This is a genomic window from Roseateles sp. GW821-FHT09H10 (assembly GCF_059415865.1).
Window position 1 is genome coordinate 89,870 of record NZ_JBWKOB010000008.1, and the last position, 15,643, is coordinate 105,512.

15 protein-coding genes are annotated in these 15,643 nt (G+C 66.8%); 3 read left to right on the forward strand and 12 right to left on the reverse strand.

Annotation, left to right across the window (positions count from 1 at the left end; all coding sequences use genetic code 11):
• Positions 1–11: 11 nt before the first annotated feature.
• The 3 genes from leuE to AC07OY_RS27860 all read right to left on the reverse strand — a co-directional run bounded on the left by leuE (position 12) and on the right by AC07OY_RS27860 (position 2,432).
• Positions 12–653 (reverse strand): leucine efflux protein LeuE, encoded by a 642-nt coding sequence (gene leuE / locus AC07OY_RS27850; protein WP_495045862.1) that lies wholly within the window; start codon positions 651–653, stop codon positions 12–14.
• A gap of 10 nt (positions 654–663) precedes the next feature.
• The gene (carA, locus tag AC07OY_RS27855; RefSeq protein WP_495045863.1) at positions 664–1,824 is read right to left on the reverse strand and encodes a glutamine-hydrolyzing carbamoyl-phosphate synthase small subunit; all 1,161 of its coding nucleotides are present in this window, start codon (positions 1,822–1,824) and stop codon (positions 664–666) included.
• Positions 1,825–2,030: 206 nt separating this feature from the next.
• Entirely contained in the window at positions 2,031–2,432 is a 402-nt protein-coding gene (locus tag AC07OY_RS27860) for a GlcG/HbpS family heme-binding protein (RefSeq protein WP_495045864.1), read from the reverse strand.
• Between the two features lie 89 nt (positions 2,433–2,521).
• On the opposite strand from AC07OY_RS27860, the gene AC07OY_RS27865 reads away from it, so the two are divergent.
• Positions 2,522–3,214 carry a Bax inhibitor-1/YccA family protein gene (locus AC07OY_RS27865; RefSeq protein ID WP_495045865.1) on the forward strand — a complete coding sequence of 231 codons (693 nt, stop codon included), beginning with the start codon at positions 2,522–2,524 and terminating at the stop codon, positions 3,212–3,214.
• 50 nt (positions 3,215–3,264) lie between these two features.
• Here AC07OY_RS27865 and AC07OY_RS27870 read toward each other — a convergent pair whose 3' ends face one another.
• From AC07OY_RS27870 to surE, 6 genes are all read right to left on the reverse strand, one after another.
• Complete coding sequence (locus AC07OY_RS27870; RefSeq protein ID WP_495045866.1) at positions 3,265–4,779, reverse strand: glycoside hydrolase family 5 protein; 1,515 nt, start codon at positions 4,777–4,779, stop codon at positions 3,265–3,267.
• 191 nt (positions 4,780–4,970) lie between these two features.
• The gene (gene rlmD / locus AC07OY_RS27875) at positions 4,971–6,326 is read right to left on the reverse strand and encodes a 23S rRNA (uracil(1939)-C(5))-methyltransferase RlmD (protein ID WP_495045867.1); all 1,356 of its coding nucleotides are present in this window, start codon (positions 6,324–6,326) and stop codon (positions 4,971–4,973) included.
• A 109-nt stretch (positions 6,327–6,435) separates the two neighbouring features.
• Positions 6,436–7,383 (reverse strand): RNA polymerase sigma factor RpoS, encoded by a 948-nt coding sequence (rpoS, locus tag AC07OY_RS27880; RefSeq protein WP_495045943.1) that lies wholly within the window; start codon positions 7,381–7,383, stop codon positions 6,436–6,438.
• A gap of 104 nt (positions 7,384–7,487) precedes the next feature.
• A complete protein-coding gene (locus AC07OY_RS27885) occupies positions 7,488–8,375 on the reverse strand; it encodes a peptidoglycan DD-metalloendopeptidase family protein (protein ID WP_495045868.1) in 888 nt (295 codons plus the stop codon).
• 62 nt (positions 8,376–8,437) lie between these two features.
• Positions 8,438–9,247, reverse strand: coding sequence for a protein-L-isoaspartate(D-aspartate) O-methyltransferase (locus tag AC07OY_RS27890; protein WP_495045869.1), 810 nt, complete (start codon positions 9,245–9,247; stop codon positions 8,438–8,440).
• The gene (gene surE, locus AC07OY_RS27895; RefSeq protein ID WP_495045870.1) at positions 9,248–9,991 is read right to left on the reverse strand and encodes a 5'/3'-nucleotidase SurE; all 744 of its coding nucleotides are present in this window, start codon (positions 9,989–9,991) and stop codon (positions 9,248–9,250) included.
• A 174-nt stretch (positions 9,992–10,165) separates the two neighbouring features.
• Here surE and AC07OY_RS27900 point away from each other — a divergent pair, with 174 nt between their 5' ends.
• Both AC07OY_RS27900 and AC07OY_RS27905 read left to right on the forward strand, forming a co-directional pair.
• On the forward strand, positions 10,166–11,143 hold the full coding sequence (locus tag AC07OY_RS27900) for an NADPH:quinone oxidoreductase family protein (protein ID WP_495045871.1): 978 nt from the start codon (positions 10,166–10,168) through the stop codon (positions 11,141–11,143).
• A 97-nt stretch (positions 11,144–11,240) separates the two neighbouring features.
• Positions 11,241–11,987 carry a LuxR C-terminal-related transcriptional regulator gene (locus AC07OY_RS27905; protein WP_495045872.1) on the forward strand — a complete coding sequence of 249 codons (747 nt, stop codon included), beginning with the start codon at positions 11,241–11,243 and terminating at the stop codon, positions 11,985–11,987.
• A 521-nt stretch (positions 11,988–12,508) separates the two neighbouring features.
• Here AC07OY_RS27905 and AC07OY_RS27910 read toward each other — a convergent pair.
• From AC07OY_RS27910 to AC07OY_RS27920, 3 genes are read right to left on the reverse strand one after another with little or no spacing between them, the layout of a single operon-like run.
• The gene (locus AC07OY_RS27910; protein ID WP_495045873.1) at positions 12,509–14,068 is read right to left on the reverse strand and encodes a DEAD/DEAH box helicase; all 1,560 of its coding nucleotides are present in this window, start codon (positions 14,066–14,068) and stop codon (positions 12,509–12,511) included.
• Between the two features lie 16 nt (positions 14,069–14,084).
• Positions 14,085–14,606: a hypothetical protein gene (locus tag AC07OY_RS27915; RefSeq protein WP_495045874.1), complete on the reverse strand. Its 522-nt coding sequence runs from the start codon at positions 14,604–14,606 to the stop codon at positions 14,085–14,087.
• The gene (locus tag AC07OY_RS27920; RefSeq protein ID WP_495045875.1) at positions 14,596–15,195 is read right to left on the reverse strand and encodes a hypothetical protein; all 600 of its coding nucleotides are present in this window, start codon (positions 15,193–15,195) and stop codon (positions 14,596–14,598) included. The genes AC07OY_RS27915 and AC07OY_RS27920 overlap by 11 nt, the downstream gene beginning before the upstream one ends.
• Positions 15,196–15,643: the final 448 nt, after the last annotated feature.

The following is a 15,643-nucleotide window of genomic DNA, read 5'->3' on the forward strand; positions in this document are numbered from 1 at the left end:
TGCGAGTCTTCTTAGAGCGTGGCCGTGGCCAGCTTGGCCCCGAACCCAACGAAAAGTGCACCGACGCCCGCGTTGGCGGCGCCAGAGAGTCGACGCCGCGCACGGAAGGCCGCCGCGAGGCGGGCACCGGCAAAGATCAGCGTCGACAGATAGACAAAGCTGAGCACCTGGATGATGGCGCCCAGGATCAGGAAGGTCAGCGCCGGATGCGGATAGGCCGGATCGACGAACTGGATGAAGAAGGACAGCAGGAAGGCGATGGCCTTGGGGTTCAGCAAGCTGACCACCAGGGCCTTGCGGAAAGGCTGGCTGGCATCGACGACGCGCGGCGCTTCTGACGCCTGAGCCTCGCCACGCCAGCTCTTCATGCCACCGCGCAGCAGCTGGATGCCGATCCACGCGAGATAGACCGCACCCACCATCTTCACGACGAAGAAGATCTGCGGGCTGGCCATCAGCAGCGAGGCGCCGCCGGCGGCCGCGGCCGTCATCAGCAGCGTATCACCCACGAAAACACCGCAGGCCGCAACGTAGCCGGCGCGCACGCCGCGCTGGGCGGCGACGGACAGCACGTACAGGGAATTGGGCCCCGGCAGCAGGATGATGAAGATCGCTGCCGCGAGGTAGGTGCCGAGGTCGGTGATGCCGAACATGCGAGGCTCCTCAGGCGCGGGACATCAGGCCAATGAAACGGTCGAACAGATAGGCGATGTCATGCGGGCCGGGGCTGGCTTCCGGGTGGCCCTGGAAGCTGAAGGCCGGCTTGTCGGTGCGGGCAATGCCCTGCAGCGTGCCATCGAACAGGCTGACGTGCGTGGCGCGCAGATTCGCCGGCAGCGTCTCGGGGTCGACCGCGAAGCCGTGGTTCTGGCTGGTGATGCCGACGCGGCCGCTGTCCAGGTCCTTGACCGGGTGGTTGGCGCCGTGGTGGCCGAACTTCATCTTGAAGGTCTTGGCACCGCTGGCCAGGGCCAGGATCTGGTGGCCCAGGCAGATGCCGAAGACGGGGATGCCGGACTCGATCAGCTGGGCCGTGGCCTTGATGGCGTAGTCGCAGGGCTCCGGGTCGCCGGGGCCGTTGGACAGAAAGACGCCGTCCGGCTCCAGGTCGAACACGGCGCTGGCGGGCGTCTGCGCGGGCACGACGGTGACCTTGCAGCCGCGCTCGGCCAGCATGCGCAGGATGTTGCTCTTGACGCCGAAGTCATAGGCGACGACATGAAACTTCGGGCTGGCCTGCTTGCCGTAGCCGCTGCCGAGCTTCCACTCGGTCTGGGTCCAGGTTTCGCTCTCGGTGCGGCTGACCACCTTGGCCAGGTCCAGGCCGGCCATGGACGGCGCGGCCTTGGCGGCGGCGACGGCCGTGTCGATAAGGGCTTGCGTGAGGGCTTCACCGGCGGCCAGGGCCAGGATGCAGCCGTTCTGCGCGCCCTTGGTGCGCAGCACGCGCGTCAGACGGCGCGTGTCCAGGCCCGCGATGCCCACCGTGCCCTGCTCACGCAGATAGGCGTCCAGCGTCTTGCCGGAACGGAAATTGGAAGCGCGGATCGGCAGGTCCTTGATGACCAGGCCGGCGGCGAACACCTTGCTGGCTTCGACGTCTTCCTCGCTGATGCCATAGCTGCCGATGTGCGGATACGTCAGCGTGACGATCTGCTTGCAGTAGCTCGGGTCGGTGAGGATTTCCTGATAGCCGGTCAGGGCCGTGTTGAACACCACTTCGCCCACCGTCTGGCCGGTGGCGCCGATGGACTGGCCTCGGAACACCGTCCCATCCGCCAGAGCCAGAATCGCTTGAGGGGGATGGAGCAGGTCGGTCAGCACAAGGGTCTCCGCAAGTGGGGCGCGTGCCCAGCATCAACCCGCCCGAAGGGAGCGGATCAACTTGAGGAAACCGAGGAGGTTTTCGCCGGGCAGCAGGTGGGTTCAGGTAAACCCATCGAGTATAGCCGACTGGGGTTAGTACGGAGGCTTCGTGACCGCCCCGCGACGGCTTCGTGACGCCTGAAAGTGTCGATCGAAGCGCCGCCTCAGAGGGCGGCGATGCCGGCCTTGGCGATCTCGGCGTCCTCGCTGGACTTGACGCCGCTGACACCGACGGCGCCGACGCACTGGCCGTCGACGAGGATGGGCACGCCGCCTTCCAGCAGGCCGTGCATGCCGGGCACGCTGAGGAAGGACTGGCGGCCGCCGTTGATCATGTCTTCGTAGATCTTGGATTCACGCCGACCCAGGGCTGACGTGTGGGCCTTGGCGGGCGCGAACATCGCGGAACTGGGCGAGGCGCCGTCCAGGCGCTGCAGCCACAGCAGATGGCCGCCGGCGTCGACGATGGCGATGGACACGGCCCAGCCCTTGCCGAGGGCGTGGGCCTCGGCGGCGGCGGCGATGCGTTTGACGTCTGCGAGTTCGAGTTGGGCTTGTTGCTTCATGGTCTTGCTTTCCAAGGGATAGGCCCCAATGTAGCGGTCCTGCGGGAGCCTAGAATTCCGCGGTCTATTCGCCCCCCCGGAGCATCGTCATGAACGAGAGTCTGCAAACTTCCTACGGCTACGCCGGCAGCGGCCTGGCCGTCGACCGCCAGCGCGTGCTGCGCAACACCTACTGGCTGCTGGCCCTGTCGCTCGTGCCGACGGTGCTGGGCGCCTGGATCGGCGTCTCCACCGGCTTCATGGCCAAAATGGGCTTCGGCATCAGCACGCTGGTGTTCTTCGTCGGCGCCTTCGGCCTGATGTTCGTCATCGAGAAGACCAAGAACAGCAGCATGGGCGTCGTCGCCCTGCTGGGCTTCACCTTCTTCATGGGCCTGATGCTGTCGCGGCTGATCGCCCAGGTGCTGGGCTACCGCAACGGCGCCAGCCTCGTCATGACGGCCTTCGGCGGCACGGCAGCCATCTTCTTTGCGATGGCCAGCCTCGCCACCGTCATCAAGCGCGACCTGTCCGGCATGGGCAAGTTCCTGTTCGTCGGCGCCGTCATCCTGATGATTGCCGGCATCGCCAACATCTTCCTGCAGTCCTCGGCCCTGATGCTGACCATCCTGGTGCTGATGCTGGGCGTGTTCTCGGCCTTCATGCTGTACGACATCAAGCGCGTGCTGGACGGCGGCGAGACCAACTACATCAGCGCCACGCTGGCCATCTACCTGGACATCTACAACGTGTTCCAGAGCCTGCTGTCACTGCTCGGCATCTTCGGCGGCGAGCGCGACTGATTCCCTCCCCACCATGACAAAGGCGGCCCGCGGGCCGCCTTTGTTTTTGCCTATTTGGCTGGTGTGTAGTTGCGCAGCACGAAGGGCGCGCTGACCCAGATCGGCTGGCCGACCTGCCCGACATGGGCTGACAGCATCACCGTGCCGGCCGCATGGTTGTCCTGGGCGGTGCCGTTCAGCACCACGGGCTCGAGCTTGCTCGTCAGCGTCGCCACGCCGGACAGCAGGGCCGTGTAGGGCGCGGCATTCAGCTGCAGCGACAGCGGCACGTTGACCTTGGCCTTGGCGTCCTCCGTGTCCAGGCGCATCCAGACCAGCACCTGCAGCTTGTCGCCCTTGCGGATGTCGGCCGTGATGGGCGCGATGACGCCGTTGTCCCAGGGGTTGGCACGCTTGCCCTGCAGGTCGACGCGCAGGCAGGTCTTGCCCGAGGCCTCGCAGGCCACCTGCTGGGTGGACTGGCCGTCGCCGTAGACCGACCAGGCGCTGGACTTGGCCGAGTTGATCAGGTGATCCAGCGCCGGATCGCTGCTGCGCGCCGCCTGGACAACCGGCGCACCCGGCACCGGCACCAGGGCATTCAGGATGGGCTTGACCCAGCCATCCGCCTTCATGTCCCAGGCGATGAAGTCCGAATCGAACTGCCAGTAGCTCCAGCCGAAGCCGCGCGCCTCGGCCGCGCGGGCAACGGCCGCCGTCCAGGCGACGCGCTGCCCCATGCCCGCCGTCTCCAGCGCGCCGAATTCACCCAGCAGCACGGGCCGGCCGGTGCGCTGACTCCAGGCCTTGACGCGGTCGAAGTCCTGCTTGAGCTTGTCGAGCTCGGCGGCGGTGCCCCAGGTCACGCCGGACAGCTTCTGGAACTGCGGCGTCCACGACGCGCCCTGGTGGGTGAACTCCATCGGCGTGTAGTAGTGGAAGGTCACGACCAGGTTGCGGTCGGCCTCGGGCAGCTTCAGGCTGTCCAGGTGATCCAGCGAGTTCCAGAATTTCGGGCCCACGACGACGCGCCGCTTCGGATTGCTCTCGCGGATGATGGCCAGGTTCTCGGCCAGCATGTCGTTCCAGACCGCGTCCGCCGCGCCATTCGGCTCGTTCAGGATCTCGAACAGCAAGGCGTCGGGCGCATCCTTGTAGCGTGGCGCCAGCTGGCGCCAGAAGGCCTTGAGCCGCGTGCGGCACCTGTCGATCTCCTTGGCGCAGTCCATGAAGTTGTGCTGGTCGAAGATGACCTGCAGGCCGGCATTCAGCGCCGCGGCCGTCATCTCATCCAGCGTCTTCAGCCACGCCGCCGGCATGCGCCCCTCGGCGTCCATGTGCTCGAAGGCATGCAGGTTGATGCGTACATGGTCGAAGCCGCCGTCGCGGATGGCCTGCATATGGCGCAGCTGGAAGCGTGCCTTGGCCGGCTCGCTCCAGAGCGCGTCATAGCCCAGCACGTTGACGCCGCGCTTGAGCGCCGGCTGCGGCAGGGCCACGCTGGGCTGCGCGAACGCGGCAGACGCCAGGCCGAGGGCCAGGCAGGCGGCGCCCAGCAGGCGGGGCAGCGGATTTCGAATGGACATGGCCGGTTTGTCTCCTGTGGAAGTCCTCGCGCCGGCCTCGGTGGTCCGCGGCTCGACAAAACAACTAAACAACGATGTTTATTTATTTTGTCTACTAAAACCAGGCGACGAGTCCGGACTAACACGGAGGTCGGAAAGCAAAAATCCCGGCCGCCGCGATGGCAGGCCGGGATTCGGGGGTCGGAGCCGGACTAGCGCTCGAAGACCGCGATGCTTTCAACGTGCGCCGTATGCGGGAACATGTTCACCGCGCTCGCCGCCGTACAGCGATAGCCGGCCACATTGACCAGCAGGCCGGCATCGCGCGCCAGCGTCGCCGGATTGCAGCTGACGTAGACGATGCGCTTGGGCGGCGCCCAGCCCGGCGCCAGCGACGGATCCTGGGCGATGTCCGCCACCGCCTTGGCCAGCGCGAAGGCGCCCTCGCGCGGCGGGTCGATCAGCCAGCGGTCGGCCGTGCCGTCCAGGGCCAGCAGTTCGGGCGTCATCTCGAACAGATTGCGCGCGACGAAGCTGGTCTTGTGGGCCAGGCCGTTGGCCTTGGCGTTCTCGCGCGAGCGCTGCACCAGCGTCTCGCTGCCCTCGATGCCCAGCACCTCGCGGGCCTGGGTGGCCAGCGGCAGGGTGAAGTTGCCCAGGCCGCAGAACCAGTCGATGACGCGCTCGTCCTTCTGCACCGCCAGCAGGCGCAGCGCACGGCCAACCAGGCTGGCGTTGATGTGCGGATTGACCTGGGTGAAGTCCGTCGGCTTGAAGGGCATGCGGATGCCGAATTCCGGCAGCGCATAGGCCAGCTCCGGGCCGCCCTCGTCCAGCAGCTTGACCGTGTCCGGTCCCTTGGGCTGCAGCCACCACTGCACGCCGTGCTTGGCGGCGAACTCGCGCAGCAGCGCGATGTCGCCGTCCGGCATCGGGTTCAGGTGGCGCAGCACCAGGGCGATGACCTCGTCGCCCATGGCCAGCTCGATCTGCGGCAGGCGGTCGCGCTCGGCCATGCTGGCGATCAGCTCGCGCATGGGCATCAGCAGGTCGCTGACGACCTTGGGCACGACCTTGCAGACCTGCATGTCGGCCACATAGCGGCTCTTGCGCTCGTGGAAGCCGATCAGCACCACGCCCTTCTTCTGCACATAGCGCACCGAGAAGCGGGCGCGATAGCGGTAGCCCCAGGTCGGGCCTTCGATGGGGCGCAACAGCACCTCGGCCTTGACCTTGCCCAGATGCCAGAGCTGGTCTTCCACGACGCGCTGCTTGACGGCCACCTGGGCGCCGGCCTGCAGATGCTGCATCTTGCAGCCACCGCAGGCACCGGCATGCAGGCCGAAATGGGGGCAGCCCGGCGTCACGCGCAGGGGACTTTCCTTCCTGATCTCGGTGAGCTGGCCCTGCTCCCAGTTGTTCTTGCGGCGCGCGATCTGCGCCTTGACGATCTCGCCCGGCAGGGCGCCGTCGATGAAGACCACCTTGCCCTCGGCGTTGTGCGCCACGCCCTGCGCCTCAAGTTCGATGCTTTCGACCTTGAGCCAGTCTGTCGTTGTTGGATTCATAGGGCCAGGATTATCCCGGCTGTGAGTGGAGCCCTCCCGCCCGCCGGGTACGTCGAGCGATCCCACGCGGGGATGCGGGCCAGCCAGGGGCGGCCCGTCGCTCGGCCCATCAGAAGATGCTGTCCCTATCGACCCCGTGACGCATCATGTTGCGCTTGAGCTTGGCCAGCGCCTCGATCTGGATCTGGCGGATGCGCTCGCGCGTGAGCTTGAGGCGGATGGCCAGCACGTCCAGGGTCTCGGGCTCGCGGTCCGACAGGCCGTAGCGGCCCGACAGCACCTCGCGCTCGCGATCGTTCAGGCTGGCGAGGCCGTGCTGCAGCAGTTCCTCGACCTCGTGCGACAGGCGCAGGCCCATGGGGTCGATGGCCTGGTCGTCGGCGACGAGATCCAGCATGGACTCGCCGCCCTCGCCGTTGCGGTCCACCGGCGAATCGAGCGAGCTCGGCAGTTCGGCATAGGCCAGCAGCTCCGCCACTTCATCGACCGGCCGGCCCAGGGCCTGGGCCACGTCTTCGGCACGCACTCGGCCTTCGGAGCCATTGGCGCTCTGCAGAGCCTCGAGCGCGCGGCGGGCCTTCAGCACCTGGTTGAGCTCGCGCACGATGTGCACGGGCAGCCGCACCAGGCGGGCCTGGTGCATCAGCGCGCGCTCGATGCTCTGGCGTATCCACCAGCTCGAATAGGTGGAGAAACGAAAACCCCGCTCGGGCTCGAACTTGCTGATGGCGTGCATCAGGCCGAGGTTGCCCTCTTCGATGAGGTCACTCATCGGCAAGCCGCGGCCGAGGTAGTTCTTGGCGATGCTGACAACCAGGCGCAGGTTGTGCTCGATCATGGCCTGGCGGGCGTCGAAATCACCCGCGCGGGCCGCCTGGGCGGTATCGAACTCCTGCTGGGGTGTCAGCAAAGGCGTGCGGCGGATGTCGCGCAGATAGGCCTGCAGCGCATTGCCGAGCTCGACCTCATCCCCCGCCGTGCGCAGGACCTGGCCTTCTTCCTCGTTGGCTTCGGCGGCCGGCTCGGCTTCGCTGCCGCCATTCATCGCCGACAGCATGACGCCGGGCTCGCCGCCGTGGCTGCCGTGACCGTTGAGCTTGGGCGCAGCGCGTTTCATGGCGTGGTCGCTGGCCCGTTGCGGGATGTTCGCTGTCCGGCGTCTCAGCGCGCCGGCAACAGCTTGGCCGGATCGACGGGCTTGCCGAGCTTGCGCACTTCGAAGTGCAGCTTGACGGTATCGCTCTCGGTGGAACCCATCTCGGCAATCCTCTGACCTTTGCGTACGACTTGGTCCTGCTCGACCAGCATCGCCCGGTTGTGGGCGTACGCCGTCAGGTAGGTGCTGTTGTGCTTGATGATGACCAAGTTGCCGTAGCCGCGCAACCCCGAACCAGCGTAAACAACGCGACCATCGGCGACAGCCAGCACCGGGTCACCCGGCTTGCCGGCGAAGTCCAGGCCCTTGTTGCGCTGCTCGTCGAAACCGGCGCTGATGGCCTGGCTGACCGGCCAGCCCCAGGCCATGCTGTCATCGTCTGAGGAGGCAGATGCCGTGGCGGCCGGCGCAGCGGTGGAAGGGGTGACGGGGGACGAGGCCGCGCTGGCGGCAGCCACCGGCGGCTTGGCGTCCAGCGGGCGCGACTCGACCTTGCCCGCGCCCGCGATGGGCTTGGAGGTCACGGCGCTGGCATCCACGCCCGGCGGCACCACGCGCAGCACCTGGCCCACTTCGATGCGGTTGGGGTTCTCGAGGTTGTTCCACTTGGCCACATCCCGCCAGCTCTGGCCGTTGTCCAGTGCAATGCGGATCAGCGCGTCGCCGGGCTTGACGGTGTAGTAGCCGGCCTTGCCCGCGTTCTCGGCGCCGGGCAGCGGCGGCTTGACCTCAGGCACCGACGCGGCTGCCGATGCCGCAGGTGCGGGCACCACCGCAGACGGCTGCGGGTTGCGGTCCTCGACCGGCGCGGGGAGACGCGGCGTGACGGTACAGGCGCTGAGCAGCAGCGAGGTGGTGATGACAGTGAATAGAAGGCGCAGGCTTGAGGGCATCGTGTGGCTGGTGCACGTTGGAAGGCCGACCCGATTGTGTAGCGCGGTGCGCCGACGGCCCGTCAGAGGACGCCGGATTTTAGGGGGACGAAGAGAACCGCCTCATGTTCGCTGCGCGCCCACCGGCTGACGCCCCCTTCGACGACGTGGTCGAGCACCACCAGCACCTGCCCCCGGCCGCCGGCCGCCGTCGGTGCGATGAGTCGCCCGCCAGGCGCCAGTTGCTCGGTCCAGGCCGCGGGAATGTCTTCGCCGCCGGCCGCCGCGATGATGCAGTCGAAGGGGCCGCTCGCCGAATGGCCGAGTCGGCCATCGCCCCAGATGAGGCGCGGCGCGCGCGGCAGGCCGATGCGCTGCAGATTCAGCCTGGCCTTGTCATGCAGGCCCTGCACACGTTCGATGGACGTGACCTGGCGCGCCAGCATGGCGATGACGGCGGCCTGATAGCCGCAACCCGTGCCGATCTCCAGCACGCGGCCCAGCGAGCCGCGCTGGCGCGCACCGGCGCCGGCCATCAGCAGGCCCAGCATGTGGGCGACGACCGAGGGCTTGGAGATGGTCTGGCCATGGCCGATGGGCAGGGCCGTGTCCTCGTAGGCCTGGGCGGCGAGTGCGCTGTCGACGAACTCGTGGCGGGGCACGCTGGCCATGGCCGCCAGCACATGCTCGTCGAACTTGCCCTCGGCACGCAGGCGGTCGACCATGCGTTGGCGCACGGCACCGCTGTCCAGCCCGCCGCCGCTGGGGCGTGCCAGGCGAGCAGCGTCGCGCGTGGCCTGGTGCAGATGGCGCTGCGGCATCAGCAGCTCGCGCTGCGGCGACGTCGCCGACTTCAGGCTGGCCGGAAAGCGCTTGGGGCTGGACGTGGACATTCAGAGACCCAGGCGCTGGGCCCAGGCACCGAGAGAGGAATGCTCGGTCAGGTCGACCTGCAGCGGCGTGATCGACACCTGGCCGTTGGCGGTGGCGTGGAAGTCGGTCCCTTCGCCGGCATCGCGGGCATTGCCCGCCGGGCCGATCCAGTAGATGGTTTCGCCGCGCGGGTTGATCTGCTCGATGATGGCTTCGGCGGAGTGGCGGCGGCCCAGGCGGGTGATCTTGCGCGGCAGGCTGTCGGCGTCGGTCCGGTTGGGGATGTTGACGTTGAGCAGAAAGCTCTGCCCCAGGCCGCCGGCGATGACCTGCTCGACGACGCTGCGCGCCGTGCGGGCGGCGGCCTCCAACTCGACCCAGCCCTTCTCTGCCTGCGAGAAGGCGATCGACGGGATGCCGAAGAGATAGCCCTCGGTGGCGGCGGCGACGGTGCCGGAGTACAGCGTGTCGTCGCCCATATTGGCGCCGTTGTTGATGCCCGAGAGCACCAGGTCCGGGCGGTAGCCGAGCAGGCCGCTCAACGCGAGGTGGACACCGTCGGACGGCGTGCCGCTGACATAACGGAAGCCATTGGCGGCACGGTAGACGTTCAGGGGCCGGTTCAGCGTCAGCGAATTGGAGGTGCCACTGGCGTTCTGCTCGGGAGCGATGACGTCGATCTCGCCCAGGCCTTCACAGGCTTTCACCAGGGCCGCCAGGCCCGGCGCGAGGTAGCCGTCGTCGTTGGAAATCAGGATGCGCATGGGGGCCAATTGTAGGGAGAGCGTCACCTGCGAGACCGGGTGTAACCACCTTGATTCCTATCATGGGCGTTTACAAGAAAGCGACGGGCCGCCCCCTGGCTTTCTTGCGCCCCGGCGGGGGGGCAGGCCAGGTGCCACCTGGCCGTGGGGGCACCATTTATTCTGGAGACGACGATGAAGGCATGGCTCTGCGAGAACCCGGTGGGCGTCGAGGCGCTGCAATGGCGTGAACTGCCCGCGCCGCCCCTGCCCGCGGGGCATCTGCGGGTGCAGATCAAGGCCGCCAGCCTGAATTTCCCTGACCTGCTCATCGTGCAGAACAAATACCAGATGAAGCCGCCCCTGCCCTTCGTGCCGGGCACGGAGTTCTCGGGCGTCGTCACCGAGGTCGGCGAAGGGGTCAAGGGCTTTGCCGTCGGCCAGCGCGTCGCGGCCTTTGGCGGCCTGGGCGGCTTCGCGACCGAGGTCTGCATTCCGGCCATGCTGGCCATGCCCCTGCCCGAGGCTTTCAGCTTCGAGGACGCCGCCGCCTTCATCTGCACCTATGCCACCAGCCACCACGCGCTGATGGACCGTGCCGCGCTGAAGGCCGGCGAGACCGTCCTCATCCTCGGCGCCGCCGGCGGCGTCGGCACGGCGGCCATCCAGATCGCCAAGGCCGCGGGTGCGCGCGTCATCGCCGCGGCCGGCAGCGACGCCAAGTGCGAAGCCTGCAAGGCCCTCGGCGCCGATGCGGCCATCAACTACACGACGCAGAACCTGCGCGATGAGTTGAAGGCCCTGACCGAGGGCAAGGGCCCCGATGTCATCTACGACCCGGTCGGCGGGGACTTGTCCGAAGCTGCTTTCCGCTCCATCGCCTGGCGCGGCCGCTACCTCGTCATCGGCTTCGCCCAGGGCGCCATTCCTGCCCTGCCGCTGAACCTGGCCTTGCTCAAGGGCGCATCGCTGGTGGGCGTGTTCTGGGGCGAATTCGCCAAGCGCGAGCCCGGCCACAACGCCCGCATGCTGGGCGAACTGGCCGCCTGGTACGCCGCGGGCAAGATCAAGCCCGTGCTGGACCGCGTGCTGCCCATGGAGGAATTGCCCGCCGCCTTCGCGCGCATGGCGGCCCGGGAAGTTGTCGGCAAGTTAGTTCTTACCAATTCGTGAAGCCTGAAACGGGGGCGTGCGCTCGAGTGCCGCGCCCGGGTTTCTAGGGGTCTGTGCGCTACATTCCTGTCGGTCGAATCGACAGCCGTCTCCCCCCATGACCGTCAAAGTTCTCATCATCGAAGACAATCCCGTCGCTCGCAGCTTCCTGTGCCGCGTGGTGCGCGAGAGCTTCAGCGACGCGATGGAGATCACCGAGGTCGGCGATCTCGAGAACGCCCGCCGCCAGGTGGCCAAGCTGTCCGGCGGCAACCCCGAGATCAGCTTCAAGCTCATCCTCGTCGACCTGGAACTGCCCGACGGCAACGGCATGGAGTTCCTGACCGAGCTGACCGGCTCGCCGGCCATCAAGATCGTCACGACGCTGTATTCCGACGACGACCACCTCTTCCCGGCCCTGCAATGCGGTGCGGACGGCTATCTGCTGAAGGAAGACCGCTTCGAGGTGCTGGTGGAAGAGCTGCAGCGCATCGTGCGCGGCCAGCCGCCACTGTCGCCGGCCATCGCCCGCCGCCTGCTGACGCATTTCCGCCCCAGCCAGAGCGGCGACAGCGGCACCATGCCGCTGAACTCCGGCTTCGGCGCGCTGTCGACCTCGCACGCCCCCTTCTCCAACAGCCGCAGCGTCGCGCTGGACCCGCCGCCCGAGTGGGAACGCCTGACGCCGCGCGAGAGTGAAGTGCTGACCTATCTGAGCAAGGGCTTCACGATCAAGGAGATCGCGAACCTGATGGGCATCAAGTGGTTCACCGTCAACGACCACATCAAGAGCATCTACAAGAAGCTCAACGTGTCCAGCCGCGCCGAAGCGGCGGTGCTGGCGTCAAAGCAGGGCCTGGTCTGATTTGCCTGTGAAGGCAAGGACTTAGCCCCTCTCGGGCTTCTCGATTTCTGATCCACCAATGACTGCCTCGGATGAGGCGGGACGCATTCAAACATAGCCTTCAAGGGTCTGCAATGGGCTCTTTTGGGCGCTGGTTTGGCACAAAAGTGGCACAGGAATTGGCACCGCAGCCGCACCTGACTGCTGGCAGCCCTGCAAGCCGAACAGCGCGCCGCTTAGAAGCGCTTCGTGAAGCCGAACAGGCCGTAACCTCACGGCCCAGAAGAGGGTCGCCACAGCCGGGCTGAGGCCCGCCAACGAGACTGCGCTGATTGAGGCCCAAAGGTCGCCTAGGCCGAAGCTTAAGCTTGCTTCCATGCCGCTGCTGCGCGCCGATCCAGGCCTAATGTGGAGGTCGCCATCCCTGACCAGGCACTAACTGAGCGGGCCGAGATCGTGCTTTCCTGAAGCTGATGACCGCACGCGCCGCGCCCCTCGGTGCTGCTACTCCTGGGCCCGCGATGGCTCCATGCGTGTGCCCCTCAAGAGCCACCTGCTTTTTCTTTTGCGTCATTGGACGCCGCGGCCCTTCGCAGCGCCTTCATCTGGAAATGAGCCTCCGCGTGGTGGTTCTTGCAATACACCGTCACGTCCGCGAGGGTCGTCCTTCGGGTGCCCTCCGCAATGGGGTCCAGGTGGTGCACGTCGATCATGTGCCGCTGCGTCACCTGGCAGCCGTCCCATCGGCATCGGCAGCCGTAGTGCTTCAAGGCCGCGTTGCGCAGGGCCGGGTCTCGCTCCGCCTTCGACAGCACGACCTCAAACCTCTCGCCCTCGTGGAACACGCGCCGCCCCTCCCAGACTGCCAGGAACCGCGAGGGCACGAACTGCCCCACTTTGCCGGCCCTTTGGTCCATGAAGATGACCGTGCAGTCCGCGTCAGGGGACCTAAGGCCGCGTCCGATGACTTGGCGGAGCCTTCTCTGGGCCATCGTGCGGGCGTCCAGGTAGCTGCTCACCACCTCCCCATCGATGACCACGGGCTGACCGAATGGCACGGCGGGGACGACGATGCTGCGCCACGGCACAGGCGCATCGAGCCCGGCCCAGGCCCCGGCCTTTATCACCACCCCCTCACGCTCCCCAATAGCCTCCGTCAGGCGAGCGGTCAGGTCGTGGGAAGTGGTGGCGACCAGGGTAGGACGCTGGGCCTCCATGACAGCCTCCACGGTCGCATCGAACCACTCGGCGGCGTCGACCTCCAGGGGGTGTAGCTCGAAACGCAGATGCCCGTGATGCTTGGGCTCGATGGAGCAGGACAAACGGCTGATGTCCTTGATGCCCATCGCCGAGCGGAAGTTGTTGAAGGTGTCCGACACCGTGAGTGTGGCGCTGACGAAGGCCACATCCGCCCGGTTGGCAACCTTGGTCAAGAGGCGACCGGGAAGGCGATGCGAGAGCACGATGGCCCCTTCGTCATCCAGGCCCACGCGCTGCCAGGGCTGGGGGTCGGCGAGGACTTCGAGCATCACCCGCGCCGCAGCTCGCACCTCTGGCTCAACAACCCTTGGCGGCGCCTCAGCGAGGCGAGCCAGCGTGCCGCCGATGTCGGTGAAGCTGATGCCAGCGTTCGCCAGGTCGGTCCTGCTCACCGTCATGTCCGACTGCAAGGCTGCCATCTCGGGAAGTTGGTCGGCTTCATCGAACAGCAGGTAGTCCCGCTCCGTGGCACCGCAGTAGTCCCCACGCAGGCGCTGATCGACTATGACCGCCGCGGAGGTGCAGACCATCACGCGGGCGGCTCGTGCGGCGTGTCTGTGGGCCTCATATGCTGCCCGGCTGTCGAACATCGAGGCCGGCCTGAAGTCCGCCACCTGGAGGCCCACCGCGGCCAGGTCAGCGCTGTTCAGCAGTTGGTCGATGAGCTGGTGCGTGGGGACCACGATGGCAACGCGCTGCCCTGAGGCCGCTACGGCGTGAAGGTACGCCCGCGTCTTGCCAATACCAGTGCCGCCCTCCAATAGCAGGGGGGCACCCTGAACAGCCAAGTGCTTGGCGAGGATGGCAGCGAACTCGGCCTGCTCCGTTGAACGGAATCTCATAGGGCACCTCTGCCTGTCATGCAGCCTTGGCAGCGGTTCCGGTCACCATCCCGGCCTTCTCACGGTCGGTCTTCATACGCCAGAGCACCTTGTGAGCACGGGAGCCCGTCAACGGGTCGGGCGGGGCGGTCCAGTCGAAAACCTCCATGCCCTTGGGGCCGCAGATGACCACGTGGCGCAAATCGAAGGTGCGGGCCAGATTGCCGACGGGGATGGGCTTCTTGTCGAACTCCAGCAGCATCACCGGCTGACCGTCGAACTGTTCCAGGCAGGCCAGCCATGCCTCGAAGCGCGTAGCCTCGCTGTAGGTGATGCCCCCGGCCGCGAGCTTGAACTGCAACGTGGCGCCGGCTTTGTTGAGGACTGCCCACCCGGAGGCAATGCGCTGTGGGGCGCCGCCCTTGGCCATGCGGTGTCCGCCAGAGAGGGCACGCTGCGCGTCAGCCAGCGCATCACCTGTCTGTTCGACAAGGTGGCGCCCGAGGATGCGATTGAAGAAGTCCAGCGAGGACTCCGGCCGGGAGAGCTCAGGAGACATAGCAAGGTGCCTTGTGTCGGGGGTCCCAGTAGGCTGGCCGCCAGCAGACATCAGCCACCACATGCGAGCGAGCGCCCTTCCAGAGCCAAGTCGGCACGGGGCGCAACGGTTCGTCAGCGTAGCCCACCACGCCATCCAACTCGCCCTCATCGATGATCCAGCGGGTCACTTCGGTGCTGCGCTTCTTGCCGATCATGGGCAGCGCGTCCAGCAGAGGCCGAATGCGGTCGGGGTCCCCCTGGCAACTCCAGGTCACGGTCTCGGCATCGATGGACCGGTAGCTGTTGAGTATGTTGTCCGGCATGTTTGAGAAGGCGCGGTGGACCGCTCCCGCTGAGTTCTTCTTCAGCCACGGGAGGAGCTCAAGGCCAGGCCGCATGCCTTGGACGATGGCCCTGCGGCCGACCTGAAGGGGCTCCATGAGCGCCGCGCTGGCGTGGTACATGCCACCCGTGCGGGCCAGTGGAAGGCGCCCATGAGCCTCCTCCAAGTCTTGTGTCTTGGCGAACACCGCTGCGGCCAGCAGCGCATCGAAAGTCATGTAGCCCCCTCCGGATACCAGAGGGCCCGTGATGTGGGCGGTGATCATGAGAGGTATCAAGCAAGCTTCCTCGTGTGTTGCTGCGTAGGGAATGCGCATCTGTTGAGCGCCCTGTGCGCAGGCACGCTGTGCTGTCCAGCGAATCCCCAGGTATCGGGCAGGCTGGCCCCGTGGGGCCAAATTGCAACCTTCGTTTGACCCTAGTAGCCACTCCTGTTGGGTGGCTTGCGCGCGACATTGGAACCGTGCGAATAGCTGTAGTTCTAGAAACCACCTGCCCACGGAGGTGGCTTGGCCCAGGTCCGGCTCGAAATCGGTGTGACCGAAGTTCCAGGAACCACCCCTCCAACGGGTGGCTTTGCCGATCGACATGCTCGCCGCACTGCGCAACATGTTCCAGGAACCACCCATTCAACGGGTGGCTTGGCCGCTCACCCGCAAGCAGGGAGACGTCGCGGCGTTCCAGGAACCACCCATCCAATGGGTGGCTTGGCCC